The sequence below is a fragment of the Streptomyces sp. NPDC055632 genome (genome assembly GCF_053618675.1).
This window is the reverse complement of the sequence record NZ_JBSHHY010000005.1, coordinates 183,608-210,072: the sequence shown is the minus strand read 5'-3', so window position 1 is coordinate 210,072 and position 26,465 is coordinate 183,608. Positions and strand designations below refer to the sequence as shown.

Here is a 26,465-nt window from a genome sequence, read left to right as displayed (position 1 = left end):
TCGTGCGTTCAGTACGATGGAGGCATGAGCGGTGGCACCGGCGGTACGGGAACGAAGACGGACGGGCGCGTCGAGCGCGGCAACCAGACCCGGCGCCTCGTGCTCGGCCGGACGATGGACATCGCCTCGGTCGAGGGCCTCGAAGGGCTGTCCCTGGGGCGGATCGCGACCGAGCTGAGCCTGAGCAAGAGCGGTGTCTTCGCCCTCTTCGGCTCCAAGGAGGAGCTTCAGCTCGCCACCGTCAGGGCCGCCGTCTCGGTCTTCTCCCGCCGTGTGGCCGCCCCGCTGGAGGACGTGCCGCCGGGGGCCGTGCGGGTGCGCGAGCTGTGCGGGAACTGGCTGGCGTACTCCTCGGAGCGGGTCTTCGCGGGCGGTTGCTTCTTCTACGCGGTCTCCGCCGAGTTCGACGCCCGTACGGGCCCGGTCCACGACGCCGTCGCACGGGCCCGGCTCGACTGGACGGAGTACATGGAGCGGAACCTGACGGAGGCGCGCGCCGCCGGGGAGCTCGTGGCCGACCTGGACGCGGAGCAGCTGGCCTTCGAGGTGATCGCCCTGATGGAGGCGGCCAACGCGCATTCGGTGCTGTTCGACGACCCCCGGGCGTACGGCCGCGCCGAGCGGGGCATCGCCGCGCGGCTGTACGCCTCGGCCACGGACCGGGGCCGGGAGGCCCTCTCCGCCGCGTAACCCCCGTACCCCGGCACGGGTTCAGCCGGTGGCGACCCGTTCCCCGGAGGGCTCGGCGGCCGGTGCCGTCACGAACTCCACGGTCCGGGCGACGACGTCCGGGTCCTTCAGGATGCGGCGGTGGCCGAGGCCCCGGGTGACGACGAGCCGGGCGCGGTCGCCGTGGGCGCGCACGAGCAGGCGCGACTGGGCGGGCGGCGTCATGTCGTCGTCCTCGTCGTGGAGGAGCAGGAGCGGCGCGCCGAGCTGTTCGGGCGCGTGGTCGGCCTCCAAGCGGTGCCAGATGCCGGGCTCGCCCGGCGCGAGCCGGCGCTCGACGTGGTCGCGGAGGGCGCGGACCACCCGCTCGTCCACGCCGAGGCGGTCCTGGAAGCCCTCCGTGAGGAACGCGAAGGAGCCGACCGCGCCGAGACCGGCGAAGCGGGCCGTGCGCACGCCGTCCCGCAGGGCGAAGAGGGAGGCGAGGACGCCGAAGGAGTGGGCGACGACGGCGTCGAAGTCGCCGTGCCGGGCGTGCAGCTCCCGGATGATCTCCCGGTACTCGACGATGTTCGAAGCCCGGCCCGGGGAGTCGCCGTGGCCGGGCGCGTCGAAGGCGACCGGGCTGTAGCCGCGCACGAGCAGCGCTTCGGCGAGGGCGCCGAAGCGGGAGGCGCGCGAGGACCAGCCGTGGACGAGCAGGACCGGCCGCCGGCCGTCGCCCCAGGCGTAGGTGACGACGTCCTTGCCCCGGACGCGGAGGCGCCCGACGCGGGCGGCGGCCATGACCGCCCGCTCCTCGGGCTTCGGCCGGGCCCGGCCGAGCGGGCGGACGAAGACGTGGAAGGCCAGTCGGCCGGCCGGGCCGGGGGCGACGCGGGCGGCCGCGTTCAGGAGGGTGCGCAGGAGTGGAGCCATCGTGTGCATGCCGGATCTCCTCGGTGACCTGGAGGTGAGAAAATATTAGCACGATCGTTCGTGTTGTTTAGTGGCGACGGAAGCGCGGGAGGGTGGGCGGTCGCGAGGGCGGCAGCACATACCCCACCCGCTCCGAAAGAGTCCGGACCGACGAGTGAGATCCTTCACACTCCCTCGGGTGTGGATCACCCCCGACGCCCCGTTCTGGATCTTTCGTCCGTCGAACGCGCGCTCGATACGCAGAGAGGATGCGCAAACCGTCGGCCGCTCCGACGCCCCGCACCTGCGGGAACGTCCGGTCCAAGATCGCCCGTCGCGCCCGGTCCGCTCCCCCGCCCGCCGCGCGGCCCGCCGGCGGCGCCCCGGGCCGTCACCGTCCCGCGACGACTCCGTGTCCGAACCCGCAACGCCATCCGGTACGTATGGGGGAGAGACTCTTCCGTACCCTTCCCGGACCCACTAGGACTGACCCGTGATCACCTCGCCCTCGCGCCTCGTCCCCGTCCCGATCCCCGACCGCGTGGCCGCGATGATCGGCGCCTGTCTGCCGCTGCACGTCCTCCAGGCCGAGGTCGACGCGGACTGCGCGGCGCGCGAGGTCTACCGGTTCCGGGGGCCGCTCTGCGCGGAGGACCGGGCGGACCGCGAGCACGCCCTCTCCGCGCTCGCGCGGGCCAACAAGATCCTCGCCAAGCACCACCCCGAGCTGCCCGTCACCCCCTGACGACGCCTTCCCGGCGTCCCGTCGGCGCCGTGACGGGGCGACACCTGTCCGGCGGTCCCCCGCATGCGTGGGCACGGGGCCGGTGTGACGCTGCGAGGGTGACCACGACCAGCGACGCAGCGCCCGCGCCCCCGGCCGCCACCGAGCCGCCCCCGCTCGACCGGCGCCGCCGCAACATCGTCTTCGGCACGATCATGCTGGGCGTCCTCCTCGCCGCCCTCGACCAGACGATCGTCGGCACCGCCCTGCCGACGATCGTCGCGGACCTGGGCGGCGCCGCCCACATGTCGTGGGTGGTCACCTCGTACCTGCTCGCCGAGACCGTCGCGACCGTCCTCGTCGGCAAGTTCGGCGACCTCTTCGGCCGCAAGGTGATCTTCCAGATCTCCGCGGTCGTCTTCATCACCGGCTCGTTCCTCTGCGGACTCGCCACCAACATGACGCTGCTCATCGTCTGGCGCGGCCTCCAGGGCATCGGCGCCGGCGGTCTGATGGTCACCTCGATGGCGCTCATCGCGGACGTGATCCCGCTGCGCGAGCGCGGCAAGTACCAGGGCGCGATCGGGGCCGTGTTCGGCGTGTCCACGGTCATCGGCCCGCTCCTCGGCGGTCTGTTCACCGACCACCTGAGCTGGCGCTGGGCGTTCTACGTCAACGTGCCCATCGCGATCCTGGTCGTGATCGCCGCCGCCCGCACGATCCCCTCCGTCCGCTCGGCGAGCAAGCCCGTCATCGACTACGCCGGCATCGCGCTCGTCGCCGCCGGCTCCAGCGCCCTGATCCTGGCCACGAGCTGGGGCGGGAACGAGTACGCCTGGGGCTCCGGCGTCATCATCGGGCTGTTCGCGGGCGGGATCGTCGCCCTGGCCCTGTTCTGCCTGGTGGAGACCCGGGCGGCCGAACCGATGCTGCCCATGCGCCTGTTCGGGAACCCGGTCTTCACGGTCTGCTCCGTACTCAGCTTCGTGGTCGGCTTCGCCATGCTCGGCGCGATGACCTTCCTGCCGACCTACCTCCAGTACGTCGACGGGGACTCGGCGACCGTCTCCGGCATCCGCACCCTGCCCATGGTCGTCGGCCTGCTGATCGCCTCGATCTTCAGCGGCAACGTGGTCAGCAAGACCGGCCGCTACCGGGTCTTCCCCATCGTCGGCTGCCTGGTGATGGGCGTCGGACTCTATCTGCTCTCGCTCATGGAGCCGGGCACGAGCACCTGGCTCGCGTCGCTCTACATGTTCGTCCTCGGCGTCGGCATCGGCCTGTGCATGCAGGTCCTCACCATCGCCGTGCAGAACACCGTCGACTACGCCGACCTGGGCACCGCCACCTCCGGCGTCACCTTCTTCCGCACCCTCGGCAGCTCGTTCGGCACGGCCGTCTTCGGCACGATCTACGGCAACTCCCTGGAGCCCGAGCTCACGGCCGGGGTCCAGGAGGCCTCCGCCGTCGCCGGGGGCCTCGGGCTCGACCCGGCCGCCGTCGGACGGGCCGCGCAGAGCCCGGCCGGGGTGCACGGCCTGCCGGACGCGGTCGCGGGACCGATCGTGAACGCCTACGCCGACACCCTGCACACCGTCTTCCTGTGGACCGTGCCCGTCGCCGCCGTCGGCTTCGTCGTGGCGCTCTTCCTCAAGCAGGTGGCGCTGCGGGACTCGGCGCGCGCCGCCGCCCCCGACATGGGCGAGGGCTTCGCGTCGCCCACCACGTCCGGGGACTCCGCGAAGCTCCTCGAACTGTCCGTCGGGCGGATCCTGCGCCGCACCGACGTGGACACGGCCCGGCGGATCGTCGACGGGTCCGACACCCGGCTCGACGTGGCGGGCGCGTGGGCGGTGATGCAGGTCGAGCTGTACACCCGGACCGTCGGGCACGCGAGCCTCGGCCTGATCGCGGCCGGGCGGCGGGTGCCGCCCGAGGTGCTCCTGCCGGTCTTCGACCGGATGATCGAGGAGGGCTTCCTCACCCGCGACGGCAATCTGTTCTCCCACACCCCGGCGGGCAGGCGGGAGGCGGACGTCATCACGCACGCCTGGGGCGCCTGGCTCGCCGACCGCGTCGAGCGGGAGCGCGGCCGGCCCAGCGGGCCCGAGCTGCGGGTGGCGACGGACGCCATCGCGAAGAAGATCGTCGCGGAGGACCTGGCGAGCGGCATCCCGCGCTCGGGACCACGCGCGGTGGCGGGGGCCCGCTGAGGCCGGTCCTCCCGCCAAGGGGTTACTCGGCGACGTCCCCGTCCACGTACACCCACGCCCCCTCGTGGCGGGCGAAGCGGCTCCGCTCGCGCAGCGCGCCCGGCTCGCCGCCGTGGACGTAGCGGGCCGTGAAGGTGACGGTGCCGCGCTGGTGGAAGGCCGTGCCCTCGGTGGTCTCCTCGATCTCCAGACCGGCCCAGCGGAGCCCGGGGTCGAAGTCGACCTCGCCCGGTCGCGTCTCCGGCGCCCAGGTGCGCAGCAGATGGGCCTCGTCGCGGACGACGAAGGCGCTGTAGCGGGAGCGCATGAGGAGTTCGGCGGTGGGCGCCGTGCCGCCCGTGCCCGCGTGGAAGCGGCCGCAGCACGCGCCGTAGGCGGGGCCGAGACCGCAGGGGCAGGGCGACTCCGGGGTGACGGCGGGGGCGGCGGAAGCCGGGGCGGTGCGGGGCGCGGTGCGGGGGCGGGTCTTGCGTCGGGACATGGCGCCATTGTCCCCGGCCGCCGTCCCCGCCCGCGCCCCGGCCCGTGTGCGGGGGCTCCCGGCGGGAGCGCCCGAGTAGCGTACGGGCATGAAACTGACGATTCTCGGAGGCGGCGGATTCCGGGTGCCGCTGGTGTACGGCGCGCTGCTCGGCGACCACGCCGAGGGGCGGGTCACCCGGGTCACCCTGTACGACCTCGACGAGGGGCGGCTCTCCGCCGTCGCGCGGGTCCTCGCGGACCAGGCCGAGGGGGTGCGGGACGCGCCGGAGGTGACGGCGACGACGGACCTGGACGAGGCGCTGCGCGGGGCGGACTTCGTGTTCTCGGCGATCCGGGTCGGCGGCCTGGAGGGCAGGGCTGCGGACGAGCGGATCGCGCTCGCCGAAGGGGTGCTCGGGCAGGAGACGGTGGGGGCGGGCGGGATCGCGTACGGCCTGCGGACCGTGCCCGTCGCGACGCACATCGCCCGGCGGGTCGCGGAGCTCGCCCCGGACGCCTGGGTCATCAACTTCACCAACCCGGCGGGCCTGGTCACGGAGGCGATGTCCCGGGTCCTCGGCGACCGGGTCGTCGGCATCTGCGACTCCCCCGTGGGCCTGGGCCGCCGGGTCGCCCGGATCCTGGGCGCGGACCCGGACGAGGCCTGGATCGACTACGTGGGCCTCAATCACCTGGGCTGGCTGCGGGGGCTGCGGGTCGGCGGCCGGGACGAGCTGCCCCGGCTGCTCGCCGACGAGGAGGCGCTCGGCTCCTTCGAGGAGGGCCGGCTCTTCGGCCCCGAGTGGCTGCGCTCGCTCGGCGCGGTCCCCAACGAGTACCTGCACTACTACTACTTCAACCGGGAGGCGGTGCACGCCTACCGGACCGCCGAGCGGACGCGCGGCGCGTACCTGCGCGACCAGCAGGGCGCCTTCTACGAGGAGATGGGCAAGCCGGACACCCCCGCCCTGGCCGCCTGGCACCGCACGCTCGCGGACCGGGAGGCCACCTACATGGCCGCCAACCGGGAGGCCGCCGGGGTCGGGGAGCGCGACGAGGAGGACCTGGAGTCGGGCGGCTACGAGAAGGTGGCGCTCGCCCTCATGCGGGCGGTCGCGCGCGACGAGCGGACGACGCTGATCCTGAACGTGCGCAACGGCACGACGCTCTCCGTGCTGGACGCGGACGCGGTGATCGAGGTGCCCTGCCTGGTCGACGCGAACGGCGCCCGGCCGGTGGCCGTGGCCCCGCTGCCGTACCACGCCGTCGGTCTGGTGACGGCCGTGAAGGCGGTGGAGCGGGAGGTGCTCGCGGCGGCGGAGAGCGGGTCGCGGGAGACGGCGGTCAAGGCCTTCGCGCTGCACCCGCTGGTGGACTCGGTCGCGGTGGCCCGCCGGCTCGTGGAGGAGTACGCGGCGGCGCACCCGGGACTCGCGTACCTGCGGTACTGAGCCACCGGCGCCTCCCCTGAGGCCGGCCGATACGGCCGACGGACGTCTTCCACCGGGGCGGGGCGCGGCCTAGGCTCGCGCCCCATGACCTTACGGAACAAGGGAGTTCGGCGGGGCGCGGCCCGGCTCGTCGCGGTCTGCCTGCTGGCCGCCGGCCTGGCGGGAACGGCGCCGGCGGGGGCGGAGACGCGGACGCCCGGCGGGCGGGCGGCCTCCGCCGGGGAGCCGGTCGTCGTCCCCGTGCAGACCACCGGACCGGCGGACCGGCGGTTCAACCTGGTGTTCCTGGGCGACGGCTACACCGCGGAGGAGATGCCGGAGTTCCGGGCGGACCTCGAACGGCACCTGAACACCCTGTGGAGCGTCGAGCCCTTCGCCTCCTACCGCTCGTACGTCAACGTGTGGGCGGTGGAGGCCCCTTCGGCGGAGTCCGGGGTGGACTGCGACCCGGGGCTCGACGCGCCCGCCCGGGACACCGTGCTCGACATGGGGTTCTGGGGCGGCTGCGATCCGGGCAGCGTGCAGCGGCTGCTGACCGTCGACGGGCGGAAGGCCGCCGCGCTGGCGGACCTCGTGCCCGGGACGAGCGCCGCCGACCGGCAGGTCGTCGCCCTCGCCCACAGCTCCACCTACGGCGGCGCGGGCGGCGGTTACGCGACCGCGTCCGGCGGCAACGCGCTCTCCGCCCTCATCACCCCGCACGAGCTCGGGCACTCGCTCGGCGGCCTCCAGGACGAGTACGACTACTACGGGCGCGGGGTGCCGGGCGGCACGTACTCCGGCCCGGAACCGGCCTCCGCCCACCACACCCTCCTCACCGAACGGCAGATGCGGGAGCGGAAGGCCAAGTGGTGGCGCTGGCTGGGCGAGGAGAGCGAGTCCGGCGGGACCGTCGGACGGTACGAGGGCGGCCTGTACAGCACGGAGGGGGTCTGGCGGCCGAGCCGCCACTCCCTGATGAAGACCCTCGGCTACGCCTTCGACCAGGTGGAGCGCGAGGTGATGGTCCGGGCGATCTCGGCGAAGGTGGACCTGGTCCAGGGCCACGCGCCGAACGCGGCGCCGATCGGGGCGGACCGGTCGGTGTGGGTGGACGTCCTGCACCCGGTGGGCGGCGAACTCGCCGTGACCTGGCGGCTCGACGGGCGAACCCTGGACACGCGCGGCGCCCGCGCCGTCGACCTGCGCGGACTCCGGCTCTCCCCGGGCCCGCACGCGCTGACGGCGACGGTCACCGATCCGACGCCGTTCGTCCGCGACCCGGCGGTCCGCGCCTCCGAGGCGCTCACCCGGACCGTCCGCTGGACGGTGGACCCCTCGCTGACCACCGCGCGGGAGCCGGTCGCGGCCGCGTTCACCGGGCACACCCCGACGGGGTCCCCCGTCGGCGCCCGGAGCGTCGTCCACGCGGACACCACCCACCCGGTGGACGGCACCCCGGCGGTGCGCTGGCACCTCGACGGGCGTCCCGTGGCGACGGGCGACCGCAACGACCGCGACCTGGACCTGGGCGCGCTGCGGATCGCCCCCGGCACCCACACGCTCACGGCCCGGATCGCGGGCACGGGGCGGGAGTTGCGCTGGACGGTCGACGCCCGGCCGGCCACGGCCGCGTACGAGCTGTCGGAGCCGCTGCGGACGGTGCGGCGGCCGGGGCGGCCGGTGGAGTACGTCTACGACGGCGCGTTCACGATGCGGCTGACCGCGCGGGACGACCGGGAGGGCGCGGTGGTGAGCCGGTTCCGGGTCGACGGCGACGGCTGGTACACGTACTACGGCTGGCCGACGGACGCGGACGCGCCGTTCCGCTTCTCGCCGGGCGGCACGGTGATCGACGGCCTCGTGTACGGGAAGCTGGGCCGGACCCGGGCGGTGCCGTGGGACGACGCGACCCCCGACTACGGCACCCACACCGTCGAGTACCGCACGGTCGACGCGGCCGGGAACACCGGTCCGGCGCGGAGCTTCCTGGTGACGCTGGTGCCGCCGGGGACCTGATCCGCCGGACGGGCCCCGGGGGCCGACACGGGTCGGCCCCGCGGACCGGGAGGGTCCGCGGGGCCGCCGCGCGCGCCGTTCGTGAAGGGCGTGGTCAGAGCTTGCGGGCCACGCCGGCCCAGCCCGGGATGGGCTCGTCGCCCTGGACCGGGACGGGCTCGCCCAGCTCCGGGTGCCATTCGGCGGTGAGCGAGACGCCCGGCTCGACGAACTCCATGCCGTCGAAGAACGCGGCCAGCTCGTCGCGCGAGCGGGGCCGCAGGGTCAGCCCGCGCGCCTTGTACATGGCGGCCGCCTGCGCCGCTCCCTCGGGGTTGAAGTCCCCGGTGACGTGGGAGAGGACGAGGTAGCTGCCCGGCGCGAGCTTGTCGACGATCTTGGAGACCAGCTCGTACGCGCCGTCCTCGTCCCCGACGAAGTGCAGCAGGGCGAGCATCGACAGCGCGATGGGCTGGTCGAAGTCAAGGACCTTTCCGGCCCTTTCGAGGATGACCTCGGGCTCGCGGGCGTCCGCCTGGATGTACTCGGTGGCCCCCTCGGGGGTCGAGCGCAGCAGGGCGGCCGCGTGCGCGAGCACGATCGGGTCGTTGTCGCAGTAGACGATGCGGGCCTCCGGCGCGGCCTCCTGCGCGATCTGGTGCAGGTTGGGCTCGGTCGGGATGCCCGTGCCGATGTCCAGGTACTGGCGGACGCCGTGGGCGCTGAGCCAGCGGATGGCGCGGTGCATGAAGGCCCGGTTGACGCGGGCCATGTCCCGGCCCCGGGCGTCGACGGTGAGGAGCTGACGGGCCATCGCCTCGTCGACCGGGTAGTTGTCCTTGCCGCCCAGGAACCAGTCGTACATGCGTGCCGGGTGCGGCTTGCTGGTGTCGATGCGTACGTCGGTCCGCGAAGCTGCGGGGTCCTGGGTCATCGGCTCTCCTGGTCGGGACGAACGAGTGGCGCTACAGCAAGAGTTACGCGACGGTAGGGGCGGGACGGAAGGGCTGGGCGAGCAGAAAGTCGGCCTGACCGGATTTGGCCCCCTGGATGAAGGCCTCGATCTCCCCGTGGGTGTAGATGAGCGCGGGTCCTTCAGGGTCTGCGGACTGTCGCACGGCGACCCTGCCGTCGGCCAGTCTCATGGCCTCCACGCAGTTGCCCCCGTTCCCGCCGCTCCAGGGCTTGTGCCAACCCTCGGCACCGAGCTCCGCGGCGGGCATGCCGTTGTATATGCGATCCATTCACAGCTCCTTGCGGAGATTCCGGAGAATCTCCTTCGTGCGTTGTGCAGTCGCGGCCTGAGCCGCCATGCGGTCCATGACCTCCAGGTGGGACGCCACCTCGGGACGCGCGTCGAGATAGACGGCGCCGGTCAGGTACTCGCTGTAGACCATGTCCGGGAGTTCGGGCACGGCGAAGCGGAAGAGGACGAACGGTCCGTAGGTGCCGGGGTGGTGGCCGGACGCGAACTCCGCGATCTGCAGGGTGACGTTCGGCAGCTCGGACGCTTCGAGCAGCCGGTCGAGCTGGTCGCGCATCACTTCGGGCCCGTCACCGACCGGCCGGCGGAACACCGTCTCGTCCATGATCACCCAGAACTTCGGGGCGTCGTCCCTCAGCAGCAGGGACTGGCGCTCCATCCGCAGGGCTACATGCCGTTCGGTGTCCTCTTCCCTGGCGGCGTCGCTGCCGCCTCCGACCGCCCCGCTGCGCAGAATGGCACGGGCGTACTCCGCGGTCTGGAGCAGACCGGGAACGAACTGGGGCTCGTACGCCCGGATGAGGCTCGCGGCCCCCTCCAGACTGACGTACATGGAGAACCAGCCGGGCAGCACGTCGTGGAACCGCTGCCACCAGCCGGGGAGGTTGGCCTCCTCCGCGAGGGCGACGAAGCCCTCGGCCTCGGAGTCCGTGATCCCGTACTCCCTGAGCAGGAGCTGGACGTAGGGGATCTTCAGCGCGACCTCGGCGGTCTCCATCCGCCGGACGGTGGCCGGGGCCACCCGGAGGATCTTGGCGGCCTCTTCCCGCTTCATGCCGGCCCGCTCGCGCAGGTCCTGCAACCGCTTTCCGAGGACGACCTGTCCCACCGTGGGGGCGGACCGCGGCTCGCTCACTCCCAGACCTCCCCGACGCGCTGTTTTCGACGAGTGTGCCACGAAGCCGGGCCAGAGAGAACACGGCACTCTGCAATTTCCAGAGTGCCACTTGCCAAGTGTCCGACTCAGGAGGACAGTGTTCCGGTGAACCAGTACACGCTGCCGTCGTGCGCCTCCGCGCCCCGGCGCGGCGCCGTACGGCAAGTCCTGCCCACTGTTGTGAGGAACCGGTCGTGGCTTCTGGTAACGCGCAGCCTTCAGGTCTCATGAGTCCCCGCGTCATGGCCCAGCGCCCACAGCCTCAGACCGATACCGGCGCCGTGCGGCGCTTCGCCTTCGAGCTCCCGGCCCTCACGGCGTCGGTCGCGCGGGCCCGTCGCCTCGCGGAGGAGCGGCTCATCATCTGGGGCTGCGGCCCCGACATACGTGACACCGTCTCCCTGATCGTCTCCGAGCTGGTCACCAACGCCGTCGTGCACACCGCCAGCGGCCGTTTCGTCTGCGAGCTCCGCGAGGGCGAGGAGAAGCTGCGAATAGCGGTGCGGGACGAGGGCGGCCCGGCGGGGCCGCGGATCCGCGACTGCGGCGAGGACGAGCGCGGCCGGGGACTGATCATCGTCGACGCGCTGTGCAGCGCGTGGGGCGCCGAGCGCACCGGTCACGGCACGTCGCAGACCGTCTGGGCCGAGCTGGCCCACGGCACGGGGGAGCCGTGCTGAGGTCGATGGCGACCCGCATGCTGCCGCGGGCCCGTCGCCACCCCGGACTCGGTCTGGTCGCGGCCGCCGGCCGCCCCCTGGAACTCCGTCTCGAACGGGACGACCACCGCGCCGCGGACACGCCCTCCCGGGGGCTCCTCGACCCGGCGGACCCCGCCCGCTCCCGCCGCCCGGACGCCGTCACCCGTCTCGCCGTCCCCGCCGACCTCTCCGCCGGCCTCGGCCGCGACGCCGTCGGCGTCCCCGCCCGCTTCGGCTTCAAGATCCTCTCCCGGCTCCCCTCCAACGGCTGCGTCTACGCCGACTCCGACTGGTGGTGGTGGCTCGTCCCGGCCGGCTCCGACCTGGACCTGACCTGGCCGCTGCCGGCCTGCTACGCGCGCGGCGCGGAGATCCCGGACCGCCGCCCCCGGTTGATCCACCGGCCCGACGGCGCCTCGCCCTACACGCCGCCGATCCCCCTCTACCTGCTGACCTGCCAGCTCACGGGCGTCACCCCGTCCTGGTCGGCCCCCTCGGTACGCAGCGCGCTCTGACGCGCGCGGTTCGTCACGGCATAGGGTCGGGTCCATGTTCACTCCGCAGGGCCCCGGCCTCCGCGAGCTGACCGTCCAGGCCCTCTCCTCGGTCGAGCACGGTTACGACCTGCTCGCGGAGAAGTTCGACGCGACGCCCTTCCGCACCTCCGACCGCCTCCTGGACGCGGTGACCCGCACCCTGGAGGCCCTCGGCCCGTTCGACTCGGGCCTCGACGTCTGCTGCGGCACCGGCGCCGGGCTCGGCGTCCTGCGCGCGGTCTGCGCGGGCCGGGTCACCGGGGTCGACTTCAGTACGGGCATGCTGGCGGAGGCCCGCCGCGCCCATCCCGACGCCGACCTGGTCCGCGCCGACGCCCTGGCCCTGCCCTTCGGGCCCGCCTTCGACCTGGCGGTGAGCTTCGGCGCCTTCGGCCACTTCCTGCCGGAGGAGCAGCGCACCCTCTTCGAGCGGGTCCACGCCTCCCTCCGCCCGGGCGGCACCTTCGCCTTTCCCCTCCCGGCCCCACCGCGCGTCGGCTCGCGCCCCTACTGGGCGCTGTGGGGCTTCGACGCGGTGATGCGGGTCAGGAACGCGCTCTGGCGTCCGCCCTTCGTCATGTACTACCGCACCTTCCGCCTCGCGGACGTCCGCACCCGCCTGGAGGCGGCCGGCTTCGCCGTCACCCTCGTCCCGGTCGAGGCCCTGGGCCGCCGCGAGGACGGCAGCCCGGCGTGCAGGCTGGTGGTGGCACGGAAGGGCTGACCGCGGGGGGGCGGGGCCGGTGCGGGAGCCCGGCCCCGTACGAGAAGTGCCGGATACGAGAAGTGCCGCTCGATGCGAGATCGACCGGCACTTCTTCTCTGTGTCCGAGGGGGGACTTGAACCCCCACGCCCGATAAAGGGCACTAGCACCTCAAGCTAGCGCGTCTGCCATTCCGCCACCCGGACTAGGTGTTGTTGTCGTTTCGGGGTTTCCCCCGCGGCGACAGAGATAACTCTACCAGGGGTTTCAGGCGCCTTTCACCAGCGTTTTCCGTGGTCAGTGGGGTGGGACGGCCCCGGCGGCCCCGGTTCGGTCCGAATTGTCCGGACGTACGCACGAGAGGTGCTTTCGTGCGTACGGAGCGTGGTGCGGGCCCCGGGCGGCCCGGTGGAGCTCGACGCCCCCCGACGCCGGCTCCGTGGGAGTCACCTTGGCGACGTCCTGCGGTCCAGGCCAATGCTTCGGGGGGAGTCCGTCAGGTCGGGTCGGAGCCCGGTTCCGAAGGCGGCGCCGAAGGAGGCGACCGGGGGAACTCAGCAGTGGGCCGGTACGAGGAGGAGAAGGGTCAGCGGACTTCGGTGAGGCGGGCCGAGACCACCACGTTGCCCTCGTAGCCGCCCTCCTCCGTGTACGTGCCGCCGCAGGTGATCAGGCGCAGCTCGGGCCGGCCGGAGTCGGCGTAGACCCGCCGGGCGGGGAAGCCGTCCTTGGGGACGACCTCGGCCCCGTACACGGTGAAGACGGCGGTCCTCCCGTCGCGGCGGAGGACCTCGACGCGGCTGCCCCTGCCGACGGCGCCGAGCTCGTAGAAGACGGCCGGGCCGCTCGGGGTGTCGACGTGGCCGACGACGACGGCGGTGCCGCGCTCGCCGGGGGTGACCGCGCCGGTGAACCAGCCCGCGAGCCGGTCGTCCTCCGGCGGAGGGGCCTCGATCCAGCCCTCGGCGTCGAGTCCGACCGCCGTGACGGGCGCGTCGACGCGGACGGCCGGGACGCGGACGCGGGCCGGGGGCGAGGCGGGCAGCGGATCGGTCTCCGCGTCGGAGGCGGGGGCGGGGGCGAGGAGGGCGGGGGCGGCGCGGGTGCCGCCGGAGGCGGCCGCGGCGAGGGGCTGCGGCGGTCCCGCCGCCCGCAGCTCCTCCGCACCGCCGCGCACCAGGTGCACTCCCACGAGGAGGACGACGGCGACGGCGCCCCAGGCGCCGTGCCGGCCCGTGCTGTCCGCTCGCCCCACGTCCGCTCTCCTCCACGGCGGCCGCGCGGCCGTGCGGTCTCTGGTCTCTGTTCTCTCCGTATGGCGCCCCTCCGTCCCGGACCTCGTCACACCGGGGCGGAGGGGCCGTTTCGGCCCCCCGGTCCCGGCCGTCAGAAGCGGCCGTCGGCTGCGCGGCGGCGGGTGAGGACGACGGCGGAGCCGAGCGCGCCGACGATGAGCAGGGCGCCCGTCACCACCTCGGCCGTGCCGAGCCCGTCGGTCTCCGCGTCGGAGGCGGCGGTCCCGTAACCGGCCTTCACGCCCTTCTGGGCGCCGGTGGGGGTGTCGGACCGGGCGCCGACGTCGGTGCCGTGGCTGTCGGTGCCGGTCCCGGTGTCGTACGTCTCGGTCTCGGTCGCGGTGCCGTACGTCTCGGTTCCGGTCTCGGTTCCGGTGTCGTGTCCGCCGGTGGTTCCGGTGCCGGTGATGCCGTCGGCGGGCTCCGTGGTGGCGACGCCCTCGTGTTCCCGGGCGGCGTCCCCGGCGACGGTCAGAGCGGCGGTGCCGCGTTCGCCCTGGCAGTCGAAGGTGATCTCGTACCGGGCGCCCGCCTTGGCGCCGGAGTCCACGGTCGCGGTGCCCGGACGGCCCTCTTCGAGGGTGACCGTGTCGAACACGCCGGAGGTGACCGTCACGGACGGCACCTCGCAGCCCTCGGACGCGAGGGTGACGGTGCCGCCGGGGGCGACCGTCTCCGGGGTGACGGAGAAGCCGAACGGCGTGACGGCGCCGGCGCCCTCGTCCGCCAGGGCCGCCGGGCCCGCCGTCATCACGGCGGCGGCGCCGAGCAGGGCGGCGGAAGCGGCGGCACGTATCGCACGCATGGCGTTCCTCCGATCGCGCGAGGGCCCGGACGCGGAGCGGTTCCGCCCCCGGAAGGACGACCCTCACCGCGTTCGAAGCTAGGTCCGCCCCCGGCGCGCCGCCACCGGGCTCCGCCGAACGGGGCACACCGCCCCGGAGCCCCGCCGGGGCCGTACGGGCGCCCCCTGCGCTCCGGTCCCGGGCCCGTCGCGGGATCCCCTACGGGACCCGGATCACCTGACCGGCGTACGAGAGGTTGCCGCCGAAGCCGAAGAGCAGGACCGGGGCGCCGGAGGGCAGTTCGCCGCGCTCGACCAGCTTGGCCAGGGCCAGCGGGATCGAGGCGGCGGAGGTGTTGCCGGAGTCGACGACGTCGCGGGCCACGACCGCGTTGACGGCGCCGATCTTGGCGGCGAGCGGCTCGATGATGCGCAGGTTGGCCTGGTGGAGGACCACGCCCGCGAGTTCCTCGGGGGTGACGCCGGAGCGCTCGCAGGCCTTGCGGGCGAGGGCGGGGAGCTGCTGGGTCGCCCAGCGGTAGACGCTCTGGCCCTCCTGGGCGAAGCGGGGCGGGGTGCCCTCGATGCGGACGGCGTGGCCCATCTCCGGGACCGAGCCCCACAGGACCGGGCCGATGCCCGGGGCGGTCCCGGCCTCGTCCTCGTCGACGGCCTCGACGATCGCGGCGCCCGCGCCGTCGCCGACGAGGACGCAGGTGGTGCGGTCCGTCCAGTCCGCCACGTCGGTCATCTTGTCGGCGCCGATCACCAGGACGCGGCGGGCGCCGCCGGCCCGTACGGCGTGGTCGGCGGTGGCCAGGGCGTGGGTGAAGCCGGCGCAGACCACGTTGAGGTCGAGGGTGGCGGGCCCGGTCATGCCGAGGCGGGCGGCGACGCGGGCGGCCATGTTCGGCGAGCGGTCGATCGCGGTGGAGGTGGCGACGAGGACCATGTCGATGTCGTCGGGGACCAGGCCGGCCGTGGCCAGGGCCTTGCCGGCGGCGTGCGCGGCGAGCTCGTCCACGGGCTCGTCGGGGCCCGCGACGTGCCGGGTGCGGATGCCGACCCTGCTGGTGATCCACGCGTCGTCGGTGTCGACGAGTCCGGCGAGGTCGTGGTTGGTCAGCACCTTGGCGGGCTGGTAGTGCCCGAGCGCGGCAATGCGAGTGCCCGTCATGCTCAGGGTCCCCCTAGGTGGTTCGTTCGTCCGGCAGGACCACCCAGTCTCGCCAGCGACTGATGGGTAACCGGTGACGTAAACCACCAACATTCACCCGTACCGCTTGGCCGACCGCGACAAGGGCCCGTGGGGGGCACGGCTCCCGCCGCACCGCGCCCCTCCCCGGGTTCCACGAGGGTTCTCCCCCGTTTCCGTACGGGTCGTGCGGGGCTCAGTTCTTCGGCGGGTCGACCAGCTGGAGGGCCAGGGTCGCCGGGGGCGGGGCGATGCCGGGGCCGCCCGCCGCCGTCCAGGCGAGGATGTCGTCGAGACAGTCCTCGTCCAGGGCGAACCCGACCCACGCGGCCCGTCCGCCGCGCCGCCGGCCCTCGGTGGAGGGCTGCACCACGACGATGTTGGCCTGGGCGCAGGGCCCCAGGCAGTCGCTGGTGCGGACGATCAGCCGGCCGCCGGAGGCCGCGGCGGCCTCGCGGAGCCGGGCGAGCTGGGCGTCGTGGTCGGTGCCGGGGTTCTTGCGGGCGTCGCCGCAGCAGCAGCCCCGGCAGACGACGAGGGAGCAGGGGCGGGCCCCGTACCGTATCGGCACCGGGGTCACTCCGGGCCGTCCAGGGTGATCGCGGAGACGGGGGCGACCGTGCCGAGGCGGGGGAAGTCGAGGGCGACGGAGGCGCGGTGCTCGTCGGCGGTGAGGGCGGCCATGGCGTCCTCGGCGAAGACGAGGCCGTAGCCGAGGTCGCAGGCGGCGCGGGCGGTGGACTCGACGCCGAGGTTGGTGGCGATGCCGCCGAGGACCAGGGTGTCGGCGCCGAGGCCGGAGAGCAGCTCGTGGAGGCCGGTGTCCTGGAAGCCGCCGATGGTCCGCTTGACGACGACCGGGTCGCCGTCCCGGACGAGGTCGGGGACGAGCTCGCTGCCGGGCGGCTGGACGGCGGTGTTCGGGCGCTCGACGCGGAGGTGGACGACGGGCGCTCCGGCGTCCCGGAAGGCGTCGGCGAGCCGGGCGGAGGCGGCGAGGACGTCGGTGCCGGGGCGGGGGGCGAGGGGCAGCGCGACGATGCGTTCCATCAGGTCGACGAGGACGAGTGCGGTGCGGCCGGGATCGAGTGCGGGCATGGGAGCACCGTAGCGGCCCCGATGATCATCCAGGGGTGGCCGGGGGTGTGATCCGGCCTACGGAGGGGCGCACGGAGCCGGGGAGGACGTCGCGCGGGATCGGCGCGGGCCGCGGGCGCCCGGCTCCAGGCCCGTTCGGCTCCGCTCCGCCGGGCGTACCCGCGGGGCGGCCGGCGGCGGCCCCGGGCGCGCTCTCGGGCGAAACAGCCAGTTCGCGACAGTCGCACCGGCTCCGCCCGGGCCGCCGGGGCGCCGCCCGGGTCGATCCGCGGCAGCCACGATCCGGTGAATTACGGCGTCGCACCACACGCCGTAACCACCCGTGGCTATATAAATACTATTAGTAATCATCTCTTCATCTGGCCTTGCCCGGCAGATGGGCACCCTCGGAGGCTGTCATGGGGCCGCTGAACAAGATCGAGCGGCGCTTCGAGGCCTTGGTCAACGGAACCTTCGCCAAGGTCTTCAAATCCGCCGTTCAACCCATGGAATTCATCGGCGCTCTCAAGCGTGAGTGCGACATCAACGCCAGGATCTGGAACCGGGACTGCGTCATCGTGCCCAACGGCTTCATCGTCGAGCTCAGTCCGGGCGATCACGAGCTGCAGAGCGCGTGCCTGGTCATGCTGGGCGAGGAGCTGGTCCTGAAGCTGCGCGAGTACGCCGAGCAACAGCGTTACTCGTTCGTGGGGCCGCTGAAAGTGCAGTTGCAGCGGACGGAGAACCTGAAGGCCGGGCACTTCCGCGTGCGCAGCCGGCTCGAAGTCCCGCTCGAAGTCCAGCACACCCTGCAGAGCAGTCGGCAGCACCGCACCGCGCCCGCGTCGTCGGCCGGGTCCGGCCGCGGCAGGACCCCGTCGTGGCAGGTGCCCCCGCACGTTCCGTACGCGGACAAACAGGTCCTGACGGTGGAGCAGTTCATCTCCTTCGGTCTGACGTTCAGCCCGGACGGCACGCTCGTCCGCGCCGACCCGTCGAACCCGCTCGCCCCGCCGCCCGGACCGCTCCGCCCCCCGGAACCCGCGACGGACCGCACAGGCGTGACCGTCCTGACGCGGTCCGGTCACGGACAACGCGCCTACCAACACGTCACCGGCTCGTCCGAATCCCGGGCCGGGAGCCTGACCGCCGAGGAGCCGCCGGTCGCCGAGGTCCCCCTCGGCGGTCCGTCCCTCACCGAGACCCCACGTCGCCGGACCGGCCGGCAGACCCGGCCGCCGTCCGGGGAGAACCGCCGTCGTCAGACCGCCGGCCCGGTGGTCGACGAAAGCCCCGCACACTCGAAAGGACCCGCTGTGACCAACGACCGCGACCCCTCCGTCGACACCCCTCCACCCGGCAGGAGGCGGAAGGGCTCCGACGGTCCCGGCCCGGTGCCGCCCGTGGCGGGCGGCGCCGGCAGGCCCCGGGGCCCCGTGCCGACGGACTCCGGGCCCGACACGCGAGCCGCGTACGGGGCCCTGCCGCCGCGCGGCGCGGAGGAGCACCGTCCCGCGGCCCCCGCAGCGCACGGTCCCGGCGCGGAGCAGCCTCCGCCCGCTCCCCACGCCGGCCAGGCGCACGTGCCGTACGGCGCTCCCGGAATGCCGCCGCACTACGGCCAGCCGGCGCACCACGGTCAGGGGCACTGGCAGGGACCGGACCGCGGCGGCCGTGCCGGGACGCTGGGGCTCAGCGCCGCGGTCGAGCTCTCCCCCGAGCGTCTGCTGCGCTCCCGGCCCACCGACCGTCGCGGCCTCGGCCGCCTGCGCATCGGCGGCAGGAGCGCGGAACGGGCGCACCAGCAGAAGCTGGCCATCCTCCGCACCCCCGTGATGAAGTCCTACAAGATCGCCGTCATCAGCCTCAAGGGCGGAGTCGGGAAGACGACCACCACGACCGCCCTGGGCGCGACCCTCGCCACCGAGCGCCAGGACCGGGTCGTGGCGATCGACGCCAATCCGGACGCGGGAACGCTCAGCCGGCGCGTGCGCTGCGAGACCGGCGCCACCATCCGTGACCTCGTGGCCGAGATCCCGAACATCGACAACTACATGGCCGTGCGGCGCTTCACCTCCCAGTCCCCCAGCGGCCTGGAGATCCTCGCCAACGAGGCGGACCCCGCGCTCTCCACGGCGTTCAACGAGGAGGACTACCGGCAGGTGGTCAGCTGCCTCGGACAGCACTACCCGATCGTCCTGACCGACTCCGGAACCGGTCTGCTGCACAGCGCGATGCGGGGCATCCTGGACTTCGCGGACCAGCTCATCGTGATCGCCACGCCCAGCGTGGACGGCGCCACCAGCGCCAGCACGACCCTGGACTGGCTGAGCGCGCACCGCTACGACGACCTCGTCCAGCGGAGCATCACCGTGATCTCCGAGGCCCGCAACAAGAGCAAGATGGTGAAGGTGAACGACGTCGTGGACCACTTCCGCTCCCGCTGCCGGGGCGTGGTGTCGATCCCGTTCGACGAGCACCTCGCCACGGGCGCCGAGGTCGATCTGGAGCAGCTCAAGCCCCGGACCCGCGAAGCCTATTTCGACCTGGCGACGCTGGTGGCCGCGGACTTCCCGCGCACCCAGCCCGAGGCGGTGGGCTGGGGAGTCTCGTACCCCCACTCGGGTTTCAACGCGGCCAGCATGTTCGCCACCCCCGCGTGGGGCTGATCCGGCACCGAAGCGTGATCCGCAGGACATCCCTCAGGGGCGTCTTGCGGATCACGCCGCATCAGGGAGCGGAAGCGCCCGCGCCGCGGCCGCCGGGCACCCGCTCGTCCGCCGCCCGGCCCGGTTCCGGTTCCGGCTTCGCCTCCCCGTCGTGGGAGCGGCGCTTCGCGATGACCGCGCAGACCATCAGCTGCATCTGGTGGAAGAGCATCAGCGGGAGGACGGCGAGGGAGGCCTGGGGGCCGAAGAGGACGCTGGCCATCGGAAGCCCGGCCGCCAGACTCTTCTTCGAGCCGGCGAACTGGATCGCGATCCGGTCGGCCCGGTCGAAGCCGAGGCGCCCGGCCCCGTACCAGGTCGCCGCCAGCATCACCGCGAGCAGGACCGCCTCGACGGCGAGCAGCAGGCCGAGCCGGGCCGGGGTCACCAGGTGCCAGACGCCGGCGGTCATGCCCTGGCTGAAGGCGGTGTAGACGACGAGCAGGATCGAGCCCCGGTCGACGTACCCCAGGACCTTCTTGTGCCGGACCAGGAAGCCCCCGACCCAGCGGCGCAGGAGCTGGCCTGCGAGGAACGGCACGAGGAGCTGGAGGACGATCCTCAGGATCCCGTCGGCGGAGAGGCCGCCCGTGCCGACCCCGCCGCCTCCACCGGCCCCGCCGGCCCCGCCGCCGAGGAGCAGCGCCGCGAGCAGCGGCGTCAGGACGATCCCGGCGAGCGAGGAGAACGAGCCGGCGCAGATCGCGGCGGGCACGTTGCCCCGGGCGATCGAGGTGAAGGCGATGGAGGACTGGATGGTGGACGGCACCAGGCAGAGGAAGAGGAGCCCGCCGTAGAGCTGGGGCGTGAGCACGGCGGGGACGAGTCCGCGCGCGGCGAGGCCGAGGAGCGGGAAGAGCAGGAAGGTGCAGCCGAGGACGGTGAGGTGGAGCCGCCAGTGCCTCAGGCCGTCGAGCGCCTCGCGGGTGGAGAGCCGGGCCCCGTAGAGGAAGAAGAGGAGGGCCACGGCCCCGGTCGACGTCCCCTCCGCGACGGTCGCGGCGGTCCCGGAGGCGGGCAGGAGCGCGGCGAGGACGACCGTGCCGAGCAGCGCCAGGACGTACCCGTCGACGGGCAGCCGGGAGAGGAGGCGGGAGGCGCGGCCGGTGGTGCGGGGGGTCATGGGCTCCACTGTCTGTACGGGTCTGTGCGCCGCCGCGGGCGGCTCACGGGCGGGTCCATCCTGCTCCACGGCCCGGTGATCGGGAATCCCGTACAGTGCTCTGACTGTCATCACGTACCGCGATAACCTCCTCCCGTGTACGAGCCCGCCCAGTTGCGCACCTTCCTCGCCGTGGCCCAGACGCTGAGCTTCACGCGGGCCGCGGAGCGGCTCGGGCTGCGCCAGTCGACCGTCAGCCAGCACGTGCGGCGCCTGGAGGAGGCGACCGGGCGGCCGCTCTTCAGCCGGGACACGCACCGCGTGGAGCTGACCGAGGACGGCGAGGCGATGCTCGGCTTCGCGCGGACGATCCTCCAGGCGCACGAGCGGGCGGCGGCGTTCTTCGGCGGGACGCGGCTGCGCGGGCGGCTGCGGTTCGGCGCGTCGGAGGACTTCGTGACGACCCGGCTGCCGGAGATCCTGGAGTCCTTCCGGCGCGAGCACCCCGAGGTCGACCTGGAGCTGACGGTCGAGCTCTCGGGGACGCTCCAGGCCCGGCTCGCGGCCGGCCGGCTCGATCTGATCCTGGCCAAGCGGCGGGGCACGGAGAGCGGGGGCCGGCTCGTCTGGGAGGACTCCCTGATCTGGATCGGGTCGCCGGGGCTGCGGGTCGAGCCGGACAGACCGGTGCCGCTCATCCTGTACCCGCCGCCGGGGATCACCCGGGCGCGGGCCCTGGAGGCCCTGGAGGCGCAGGGCCGGGCGTGGCGGATCGCCTGTACGAGCTCCAGCCTGAGCGCGAACGTGGCGGCGGCCCGCGCGGGGCTCGGGGTGATGGCGCACACCCGGGGCCTGGTGCCGCCGGGGCTCGTGCCGGTGCCGGCCCGGGCCGGGCTCCCGGACCTCGGCGAGGTGGGCTTCGTGCTGCGGAAGGGGCGCCGGGGCGGGGAGACGCAGGTGGCGGCCGACGCGCTCGCGGAGGCGATCCTGGCGGGCGGAGACCGGCTGCACCGCCCCCGCTGACGGGGCCTCCGGTCCGGCGTCCGGCGCCCCTGCCGCCAGAGCGTGCCGCCCGGCGTCCCCGTCGGCAGGGTCCCCGTCCGGCACCTCCTCCGCCAGAGCCTCCCGCCCGGCGTCCGGCGCCCCCGCGTGAGCGGCCCGTACAGATTCCGTGGAGATTCGCGCCCGGCGGACGTACCGCCCGGTACGCAATCCCCCCGCCGCGCCTCCGACTTGGCTCCTCCACCCATTCTGACCTGTGCGAACGGTGAATGTCCCGGCTTGGTGAAGGTCCTCCCGCCGGGCAGGCGGGTGGGGTACCGTCACCCGCGCCGTACGGAGAGCGACCAACGGGCTTTTTCAGCCATCGAGCCGTCGAGGAGCAGGTCAGTGCGCGAGTTCACCGTGCCGCCCGTCGAGGCGGCGCCTCAGGTCGGCGGTCTGGCGGACGCCGTGTTCGCGCACGCCATGGCCGACCCGGACCGGATCGCTTTCGGCCGCAAGGGGCCGGACGGGGAGTGGCGGGACGTGACGGCCGCCCGGTTCCGGGACGAGGTCGTGGGCCTCGCGAAGGGGCTGGTCGCGGAGGGGGTGCGGTTCGGCGACCGGGTCGCGATCATGGCCCGCACCCGGTACGAGTGGACGCTCTTCGACTTCGCCCTGTGGACGCTGGGCGCGCAGCCCGTGCCGGTCTATCCGACCTCCTCCGCCGACCAGGTCCTCTGGATGCTGCACGACGCCGAGGTCACGGCGTGCGTGGTGGAGCACGAGGACCACGCCATGACGATCGGCTCGGTGGTCGACCGGCTGCCCCTGCTGCGGCGGCTGTGGCAGCTGGACGCGGGCGCGGTGGCCGAGCTGACGGCGGCGGGGTCCGGCATCGACGAGGAGGTCGTGCACCGGCACCGGCGGGCGGTGACCCCCGAGACGGTGGCGACGGTCATCTACACGTCGGGGACGACCGGCCGGCCCAAGGGCTGTGTGATCACCCATTCCCACCTGATGTTCGAGACGGACATGCTGACGGGCCGCTGGGACACGGTGTTCCGCGCCCGGCAGGGGGAGCAGGCCTCGACGCTGCTGTTCCTGCCGCTGGCGCACGTCTTCGGCCGGATGGTGGAGGTCGCGGCGGTCCGGGGCGGGGTGAAGCTGGGGCACCAGCCCGTGATGGCGGCGGCCGAGCTCCTCCCCGACCTGGCGGCCTTCCGGCCGAGCTTCGTCCTGGCCGTGCCGTACGTCTTCGAGAAGGTCTTCCGCGCGGCGCGGCGCAGGGCGGAGGCCGAGGGGAAGGCCGGCCCCTTCGACAAGGCGGTGGAGGTGGCGGTGGCGTACGCGGAGGCGCTGGAGCAGAGGGCGTTCGGGCGCGGACCCGGGCCGTCGGCGGCGCTGCGCGTGCAGCACCAGTTCTTCGAGAAGACGGTGTACGGGAAGGTCCGCGGGGCCCTGGGCGGGCGGGTCCGGCACGCGATGTCGGGCGGTTCGGCGATGGACCGCAGGCTGGGCCTCTTCTTCGCGGGGGCGGGGGTCACGGTCTTCGAGGGGTACGGGCTCACCGAGTCCTCGGCGGCCGCCACGGCGAACCCGCCCGAGCGGATCAAGTACGGCACGGTCGGGCAGCCGGTGCCGGGGACGACGGTGCACATCGCGGAGGACGGGGAGGTGTGGCTGCACGGCGGCCAGGTCTTCTCCGGCTACCTCAACGATCCCGAGTCGACCGCCGCCGTCCTCAACGACGGGTGGCTGGCCACCGGGGACATCGGCAGCCTCGACGAGGACGGCTATCTGACGATCACCGGGCGGAAGAAGGAGATCCTGGTGACCTCGGGCGGCAAGAGCGTCTCCCCCGGGGCCCTGGAGGAGCGGGTGCGGGCGCATCCGCTGATCGCCCAGTGCATCGTCGTCGGCAACGACCGGCCGTACGTCGCCGCCCTGGTGACGCTCGACCAGGAGGCGGTGGAGCACTGGCTCGCGATCCAGGGGCGGCCGCCGCTCTCCCCGGCCGAGCTGGTGCGCGACCCGGCCCTGGAGACGGAGATCCGGCGGGGCGTGGTCGCGGCGAACACGCTGGTCTCGCAGGCCGAGTCGATCCGGACCTTCCGGATCCTGGCGCACCCCTTCAGCGAGGAGCACGGGCTGCTCACCCCCTCCCTGAAGCTGAAGCGGAGGGCGATCGAACAGGCGTACGCGACGGAGGTCGCGGCCCTGTACGGCTGAGGCGGAGCGGTCCGTACGGCCAGGGCGGCCCCGGACCGCCGTGGCGAGGCGGTCGCACACGGCCGGTGCGGGGACGCGTCCACGCAACCGGAACGCCCTTCGCGGAATGCGGAGCGGCCCGTGATCGTTGACCCTGGGAGTACCCCGTACGACCTCACATAACGTAAGGACTCCCCTCACGTGAGCACGGACAGCAAGGTTCCCCAGGTCACCCTGAACAACGGCGTATCGATGCCGCAGCTGGGCTTCGGCGTCTGGCAGGTGCCGGACGACGAGGCGGAGAAGGCCGTGGCGACCGCCCTGGAGGCCGGCTACCGCTCGATCGACACCGCCGCGATCTACGAGAACGAGCGGGGCACCGGCCGTGCCGTCGCCGGGTCCGGGATCGCCCGCGAGGACCTGTTCGTCACCACCAAGCTGTGGAACGGCGAGCAGGGCTACGACACGACGCTGCGCGCCTTCGACGCCTCCCTCGACAAGCTGGGACTCGACCACGTCGACCTGTACCTGATCCACTGGCCGGTGCCGGCGAAGGACGCGTACGTCGACACCTACCGGGCGTTCGAGAAGATCCTCGCGGACGGGCGCGCCAGGGCGATCGGCGTGTCGAACTTCCTCCCGGAGCACCTGGAGCGGCTGATCGGCGAGACGTCGGTCGTGCCCGCCGTCAACCAGATCGAGCTGCACCCGCAACTCTCCCAGCAGGCCTCGCGCGAGGCGCACGCCCGCTACGGCATCGCGACCGAGGCCTGGTCGCCGCTCGGCCAGGGCAAGGGCCTCCTGGAGGTCCCGGCGATCGTCGCGATCGCGCGGAAGCACGGCCGGACCCCGGCCCAGGTGGTGCTGCGCTGGCACCTCCAGCTCGGGAACGTGGTGATCCCCAAGTCGGTCACCCCCTCGCGGATCGCCGAGAACATCGACGTCTTCGGCTTCGAGCTGGACGACGAGGACCTGGCCGCGATCGCCGCCCTCGACGAGGACCGGCGCCTCGGTCCGAACCCGGCCGAGTTCAACGTCGGCGCCTGATCCCCCGGACGGGCCCCACGGGCGCCGGAGCCGTGCCGACGGCTCCGGCGCCCGTTGTCGTACCCCGGACGTAGGGTCGGTGGGGTCCCGTCGGGGGGCCGGGGGCGCCGTGCGTCCCGAGCGGTCGGTGGAGCGTGAGGAGTCGGTACGGTGAGCGGTGCGCCGGAGCCCGTGGAGGAGGGCGTCTACCAGGTGCGGAACGTGGCGAGCGGGCTGCTCCTGGAGGTGTACGAGGGGTCCTCGCGCGCGGGGGCGAAGGTGCAGCAGGGCAGCGCGAACGGAACTCCCGGGCAGCACTGGCACATCGCGCCCGTGCCGAACGGCGGCGGCCTCTACCACCTGGTCAACGCGGCCAGCGGCAAACGGCTCGACGTCGCGAACGCGTCCACGGAGAACGGCGCGCGCATCCAGCAGTGGCGGGCGAACAACTTCGGCGCGCAGGAGTGGGTCATCGAGCAGGACCTCCAGTCGCCCGGCACCGTGGCCCTCGTGAGCTTCGTCAGCGGGCTGCTCCTGGAGGTCGCGGACGGCTCGGAGCGGGACGGCGGGGACGTGCGGCAGTGGGAGGACACCGACTCCCCGTTCCAGTGGTGGCGGTTGGAGCCGGTGTCCTGAACCCCCGGTCGCGGTGCGGTCCGTCAGCCCTTGCGGGCGGTGTGGACGGTCCGGGCCGTGAGGTGGAACAGGTCCGTGCGGTGGTGCAGGGACAGCGCGTCGGCCGGGTCGAGGAGCCGGTCGAGCGTCGCCTTGTCGTCCGGGTCGAGGCGGGCGCCGAAGCCTTCCCGGAGGCGCTCGTAGTGGGCGACGGCCAGCTCCCGCACGACCGGGGAGACGGGCGCGGGCAGGTCGGTGAGGAAGGTGCGGGTGCCGGACGGGGTGAGGCCCGCGGCGGCGAGGAGGGCCCGCCAGTCGTCGGGCTCGTCCTTGGAGTCGGGCAGTTCGGCGCGCATCTCGCCGAACCAGTCGGCGTTGGCGGCGTCGAGCCGGGCCTCCAGGCCGGGCCGGCCGATCCCGATGTGCCAGGGCAGGTGCCGGGTGGGCAGGCCGCCCTCGACGAGGACCATCAGGCCGCCGGGGTTGAGGAGTCCGGCGAACTCCTTGAGCGCGGCACCCTGGTCGCCCAGGTGGTGCAGGGAGTTGCCCGCCCAGATGACGTCGGCCTCGCCCAGGGACCCGATGCCCTCGGGGAGTTCGGCGTGGAGGGTGGAGACCCGGGCGCCGAGCCCGCGGGCCTCGGCGCGGGCCCGGGCCCGTTCGAGGAGTTCGGGGGTGCCGTCGACGGCGACGGCGTCGGCCGCCGGGAAGGCCTCGGCGAGCACGGCGGTGACGACGCCGGGGCCGCTGCCGACGTCGAGGACCCGGCGGACGCCCTGCGCCGGAGCGAGGGTGCCGAGCCAGGCGGCGGCGTCCGCGTAGGCGGGGCTCGCGATCTCCGCCTGGCGCTCCAGGAGCGGGGCGAGCAGGCTCCAGTCGAGGTGGGTGCTGTCCTGATGGGCGTGGCCGTGGTCGTGACCGTGTCGGTGACCGTGGCCCTGGTGGGATGCGTGCTGACTCATGGCTCCAGGGTGCGGCGGGGCGGCCGGGAGCGCG

25 protein-coding genes and 1 tRNA gene are annotated in these 26,465 nt (G+C 73.8%); 13 read left to right on the top strand and 13 right to left on the bottom strand.

Annotation, left to right across the window (positions count from 1 at the left end):
• Positions 1-24: 24 nt before the first annotated feature.
• Complete coding sequence (locus ACWGSR_RS10090; RefSeq protein ID WP_453565201.1) at positions 25-690, top strand: TetR/AcrR family transcriptional regulator; 666 nt, start codon at positions 25-27, stop codon at positions 688-690.
• Positions 691-711: 21 nt separating this feature from the next.
• Here ACWGSR_RS10090 and ACWGSR_RS10085 read toward each other — a convergent pair whose 3' ends face one another.
• The gene (locus tag ACWGSR_RS10085) at positions 712-1,596 is read right to left on the bottom strand and encodes an alpha/beta fold hydrolase (protein ID WP_453565198.1); all 885 of its coding nucleotides are present in this window, start codon (positions 1,594-1,596) and stop codon (positions 712-714) included.
• A 520-nt stretch (positions 1,597-2,116) separates the two neighbouring features.
• On the opposite strand from ACWGSR_RS10085, the gene ACWGSR_RS10080 reads away from it, so the two are divergent.
• Together ACWGSR_RS10080 and ACWGSR_RS10075 are read left to right on the top strand one after the other, a co-directional pair.
• Entirely contained in the window at positions 2,117-2,311 is a 195-nt protein-coding gene (locus tag ACWGSR_RS10080; protein ID WP_202526684.1) for a hypothetical protein, read from the top strand.
• A gap of 98 nt (positions 2,312-2,409) precedes the next feature.
• Positions 2,410-4,503 carry an MDR family MFS transporter gene (locus ACWGSR_RS10075; protein WP_453565196.1) on the top strand — a complete coding sequence of 698 codons (2,094 nt, stop codon included), beginning with the start codon at positions 2,410-2,412 and terminating at the stop codon, positions 4,501-4,503.
• Positions 4,504-4,525: 22 nt separating this feature from the next.
• On the opposite strand, the gene ACWGSR_RS10070 is transcribed toward ACWGSR_RS10075, so the two are convergent.
• Positions 4,526-4,984, bottom strand: a complete 459-nt coding sequence (locus ACWGSR_RS10070) for a YchJ family protein (RefSeq protein WP_376230740.1) — start codon at positions 4,982-4,984, stop codon at positions 4,526-4,528.
• A gap of 88 nt (positions 4,985-5,072) precedes the next feature.
• Between ACWGSR_RS10070 and ACWGSR_RS10065 the strand changes: the two genes are divergently transcribed.
• Both ACWGSR_RS10065 and ACWGSR_RS10060 read left to right on the top strand, forming a co-directional pair.
• Positions 5,073-6,416: a 6-phospho-beta-glucosidase gene (locus ACWGSR_RS10065; protein WP_376230739.1), complete on the top strand. Its 1,344-nt coding sequence runs from the start codon at positions 5,073-5,075 to the stop codon at positions 6,414-6,416.
• 84 nt (positions 6,417-6,500) lie between these two features.
• Entirely contained in the window at positions 6,501-8,414 is a 1,914-nt protein-coding gene (locus ACWGSR_RS10060; protein WP_453565192.1) for a M64 family metallopeptidase, read from the top strand.
• Positions 8,415-8,508: 94 nt separating this feature from the next.
• Here the strand turns inward: ACWGSR_RS10060 and ACWGSR_RS10055 are convergent, their stop codons facing one another.
• From ACWGSR_RS10055 to ACWGSR_RS10045, 3 genes are read right to left on the bottom strand one after another with little or no spacing between them, the layout of a single operon-like run.
• The gene (locus tag ACWGSR_RS10055; RefSeq protein WP_376230737.1) at positions 8,509-9,327 is read right to left on the bottom strand and encodes an SAM-dependent methyltransferase; all 819 of its coding nucleotides are present in this window, start codon (positions 9,325-9,327) and stop codon (positions 8,509-8,511) included.
• 43 nt (positions 9,328-9,370) lie between these two features.
• Positions 9,371-9,637, bottom strand: a complete 267-nt coding sequence (locus ACWGSR_RS10050) for a DUF397 domain-containing protein (RefSeq protein ID WP_376230736.1) — start codon at positions 9,635-9,637, stop codon at positions 9,371-9,373.
• Positions 9,638-10,513, bottom strand: a complete 876-nt coding sequence (locus ACWGSR_RS10045) for a helix-turn-helix domain-containing protein (protein WP_376230735.1) — start codon at positions 10,511-10,513, stop codon at positions 9,638-9,640.
• A 263-nt stretch (positions 10,514-10,776) separates the two neighbouring features.
• Between ACWGSR_RS10045 and ACWGSR_RS10040 the strand changes: the two genes are divergently transcribed.
• The 3 genes from ACWGSR_RS10040 to ACWGSR_RS10030 all read left to right on the top strand — a co-directional run bounded on the left by ACWGSR_RS10040 (position 10,777) and on the right by ACWGSR_RS10030 (position 12,495).
• Entirely contained in the window at positions 10,777-11,214 is a 438-nt protein-coding gene (locus ACWGSR_RS10040) for an ATP-binding protein (RefSeq protein WP_376230734.1), read from the top strand.
• Positions 11,215-11,291: 77 nt separating this feature from the next.
• Positions 11,292-11,750, top strand: a complete 459-nt coding sequence (locus ACWGSR_RS10035) for a hypothetical protein (RefSeq protein WP_376230915.1) — start codon at positions 11,292-11,294, stop codon at positions 11,748-11,750.
• A gap of 34 nt (positions 11,751-11,784) precedes the next feature.
• On the top strand, positions 11,785-12,495 hold the full coding sequence (locus ACWGSR_RS10030; RefSeq protein ID WP_453565188.1) for a class I SAM-dependent methyltransferase: 711 nt from the start codon (positions 11,785-11,787) through the stop codon (positions 12,493-12,495).
• Between the two features lie 101 nt (positions 12,496-12,596).
• Here the strand turns inward: ACWGSR_RS10030 and ACWGSR_RS10025 are convergent.
• The 6 genes from ACWGSR_RS10025 to ACWGSR_RS10000 all read right to left on the bottom strand — a co-directional run bounded on the left by ACWGSR_RS10025 (position 12,597) and on the right by ACWGSR_RS10000 (position 16,847).
• Positions 12,597-12,681 (bottom strand) — tRNA-Leu (locus ACWGSR_RS10025).
• Between the two features lie 380 nt (positions 12,682-13,061).
• Positions 13,062-13,730 carry a class F sortase gene (locus ACWGSR_RS10020; protein ID WP_453565186.1) on the bottom strand — a complete coding sequence of 223 codons (669 nt, stop codon included), beginning with the start codon at positions 13,728-13,730 and terminating at the stop codon, positions 13,062-13,064.
• A 131-nt stretch (positions 13,731-13,861) separates the two neighbouring features.
• Positions 13,862-14,575, bottom strand: a complete 714-nt coding sequence (locus ACWGSR_RS10015) for a hypothetical protein (protein WP_453565184.1) — start codon at positions 14,573-14,575, stop codon at positions 13,862-13,864.
• Positions 14,576-14,774: 199 nt separating this feature from the next.
• Positions 14,775-15,731, bottom strand: coding sequence for a beta-ketoacyl-ACP synthase III (locus ACWGSR_RS10010; protein ID WP_376230714.1), 957 nt, complete (start codon positions 15,729-15,731; stop codon positions 14,775-14,777).
• A 214-nt stretch (positions 15,732-15,945) separates the two neighbouring features.
• Positions 15,946-16,329 (bottom strand): (2Fe-2S) ferredoxin domain-containing protein, encoded by a 384-nt coding sequence (locus ACWGSR_RS10005; protein ID WP_376230713.1) that lies wholly within the window; start codon positions 16,327-16,329, stop codon positions 15,946-15,948.
• Entirely contained in the window at positions 16,326-16,847 is a 522-nt protein-coding gene (locus ACWGSR_RS10000) for an isochorismatase family protein (RefSeq protein ID WP_453565182.1), read from the bottom strand. Before ACWGSR_RS10000 ends, ACWGSR_RS10005 begins: the two co-directional genes overlap by 4 nt.
• Positions 16,848-17,245: 398 nt before the next feature.
• On the opposite strand from ACWGSR_RS10000, the gene ACWGSR_RS09995 reads away from it, so the two are divergent.
• Complete coding sequence (locus tag ACWGSR_RS09995; protein ID WP_376230711.1) at positions 17,246-19,495, top strand: FhaA domain-containing protein; 2,250 nt, start codon at positions 17,246-17,248, stop codon at positions 19,493-19,495.
• A 61-nt stretch (positions 19,496-19,556) separates the two neighbouring features.
• Here the strand turns inward: ACWGSR_RS09995 and ACWGSR_RS09990 are convergent, their stop codons facing one another.
• A complete protein-coding gene (locus ACWGSR_RS09990; protein ID WP_453565178.1) occupies positions 19,557-20,657 on the bottom strand; it encodes a bile acid:sodium symporter family protein in 1,101 nt (366 codons plus the stop codon).
• A 135-nt stretch (positions 20,658-20,792) separates the two neighbouring features.
• Between ACWGSR_RS09990 and ACWGSR_RS09985 the strand changes: the two genes are divergently transcribed.
• The 4 genes from ACWGSR_RS09985 (at position 20,793) to ACWGSR_RS09970 (ending at position 25,490) form a co-directional block, all read left to right on the top strand.
• Entirely contained in the window at positions 20,793-21,659 is an 867-nt protein-coding gene (locus tag ACWGSR_RS09985; protein ID WP_376230709.1) for a LysR substrate-binding domain-containing protein, read from the top strand.
• Positions 21,660-22,025: 366 nt separating this feature from the next.
• The gene (locus ACWGSR_RS09980) at positions 22,026-23,849 is read left to right on the top strand and encodes an AMP-dependent synthetase/ligase (protein WP_453565175.1); all 1,824 of its coding nucleotides are present in this window, start codon (positions 22,026-22,028) and stop codon (positions 23,847-23,849) included.
• 231 nt (positions 23,850-24,080) lie between these two features.
• Complete coding sequence (locus ACWGSR_RS09975; protein WP_453565408.1) at positions 24,081-24,875, top strand: aldo/keto reductase; 795 nt, start codon at positions 24,081-24,083, stop codon at positions 24,873-24,875.
• 150 nt (positions 24,876-25,025) lie between these two features.
• Positions 25,026-25,490, top strand: coding sequence for an RICIN domain-containing protein (locus ACWGSR_RS09970; RefSeq protein WP_376230707.1), 465 nt, complete (start codon positions 25,026-25,028; stop codon positions 25,488-25,490).
• A gap of 23 nt (positions 25,491-25,513) precedes the next feature.
• On the opposite strand, the gene ACWGSR_RS09965 is transcribed toward ACWGSR_RS09970, so the two are convergent.
• Positions 25,514-26,431 (bottom strand): class I SAM-dependent methyltransferase, encoded by a 918-nt coding sequence (locus ACWGSR_RS09965; RefSeq protein ID WP_453565172.1) that lies wholly within the window; start codon positions 26,429-26,431, stop codon positions 25,514-25,516.
• Positions 26,432-26,465 lie beyond the last annotated feature (34 nt).

Excerpts from the sequence above, each read along its gene's own strand:
- ACWGSR_RS10090 (WP_453565201.1), top strand. The coding sequence starts at position 25 with ATGAGCGGTGGCACCGGCGGTACGGGAACGAAGACGGACGGGCGCGTC.
- ACWGSR_RS10085 (WP_453565198.1), bottom strand. The coding sequence starts at position 1,596 with ATGCACACGATGGCTCCACTCCTGCGCACCCTCCTGAACGCGGCCGCC.
- ACWGSR_RS10080 (WP_202526684.1), top strand. The coding sequence starts at position 2,117 with ATGATCGGCGCCTGTCTGCCGCTGCACGTCCTCCAGGCCGAGGTCGAC.
- ACWGSR_RS10070 (WP_376230740.1), bottom strand. The coding sequence starts at position 4,984 with ATGTCCCGACGCAAGACCCGCCCCCGCACCGCGCCCCGCACCGCCCCG.
- ACWGSR_RS10065 (WP_376230739.1), top strand. The coding sequence starts at position 5,073 with ATGAAACTGACGATTCTCGGAGGCGGCGGATTCCGGGTGCCGCTGGTG.
- ACWGSR_RS10060 (WP_453565192.1), top strand. The coding sequence starts at position 6,501 with ATGACCTTACGGAACAAGGGAGTTCGGCGGGGCGCGGCCCGGCTCGTC.
- ACWGSR_RS10055 (WP_376230737.1), bottom strand. The coding sequence starts at position 9,327 with ATGACCCAGGACCCCGCAGCTTCGCGGACCGACGTACGCATCGACACC.
- ACWGSR_RS10050 (WP_376230736.1), bottom strand. The coding sequence starts at position 9,637 with ATGGATCGCATATACAACGGCATGCCCGCCGCGGAGCTCGGTGCCGAG.
- ACWGSR_RS10040 (WP_376230734.1), top strand. The coding sequence starts at position 10,777 with ATGGCCCAGCGCCCACAGCCTCAGACCGATACCGGCGCCGTGCGGCGC.
- ACWGSR_RS10030 (WP_453565188.1), top strand. The coding sequence starts at position 11,785 with ATGTTCACTCCGCAGGGCCCCGGCCTCCGCGAGCTGACCGTCCAGGCC.
- ACWGSR_RS10015 (WP_453565184.1), bottom strand. The coding sequence starts at position 14,575 with ATGCGTGCGATACGTGCCGCCGCTTCCGCCGCCCTGCTCGGCGCCGCC.
- ACWGSR_RS10010 (WP_376230714.1), bottom strand. The coding sequence starts at position 15,731 with ATGACGGGCACTCGCATTGCCGCGCTCGGGCACTACCAGCCCGCCAAG.
- ACWGSR_RS10000 (WP_453565182.1), bottom strand. The coding sequence starts at position 16,847 with ATGCCCGCACTCGATCCCGGCCGCACCGCACTCGTCCTCGTCGACCTG.
- ACWGSR_RS09995 (WP_376230711.1), top strand. The coding sequence starts at position 17,246 with ATGGGGCCGCTGAACAAGATCGAGCGGCGCTTCGAGGCCTTGGTCAAC.
- ACWGSR_RS09990 (WP_453565178.1), bottom strand. The coding sequence starts at position 20,657 with ATGACCCCCCGCACCACCGGCCGCGCCTCCCGCCTCCTCTCCCGGCTG.
- ACWGSR_RS09975 (WP_453565408.1), top strand. The coding sequence starts at position 24,081 with ATGCCGCAGCTGGGCTTCGGCGTCTGGCAGGTGCCGGACGACGAGGCG.
- ACWGSR_RS09965 (WP_453565172.1), bottom strand. The coding sequence starts at position 26,431 with ATGAGTCAGCACGCATCCCACCAGGGCCACGGTCACCGACACGGTCAC.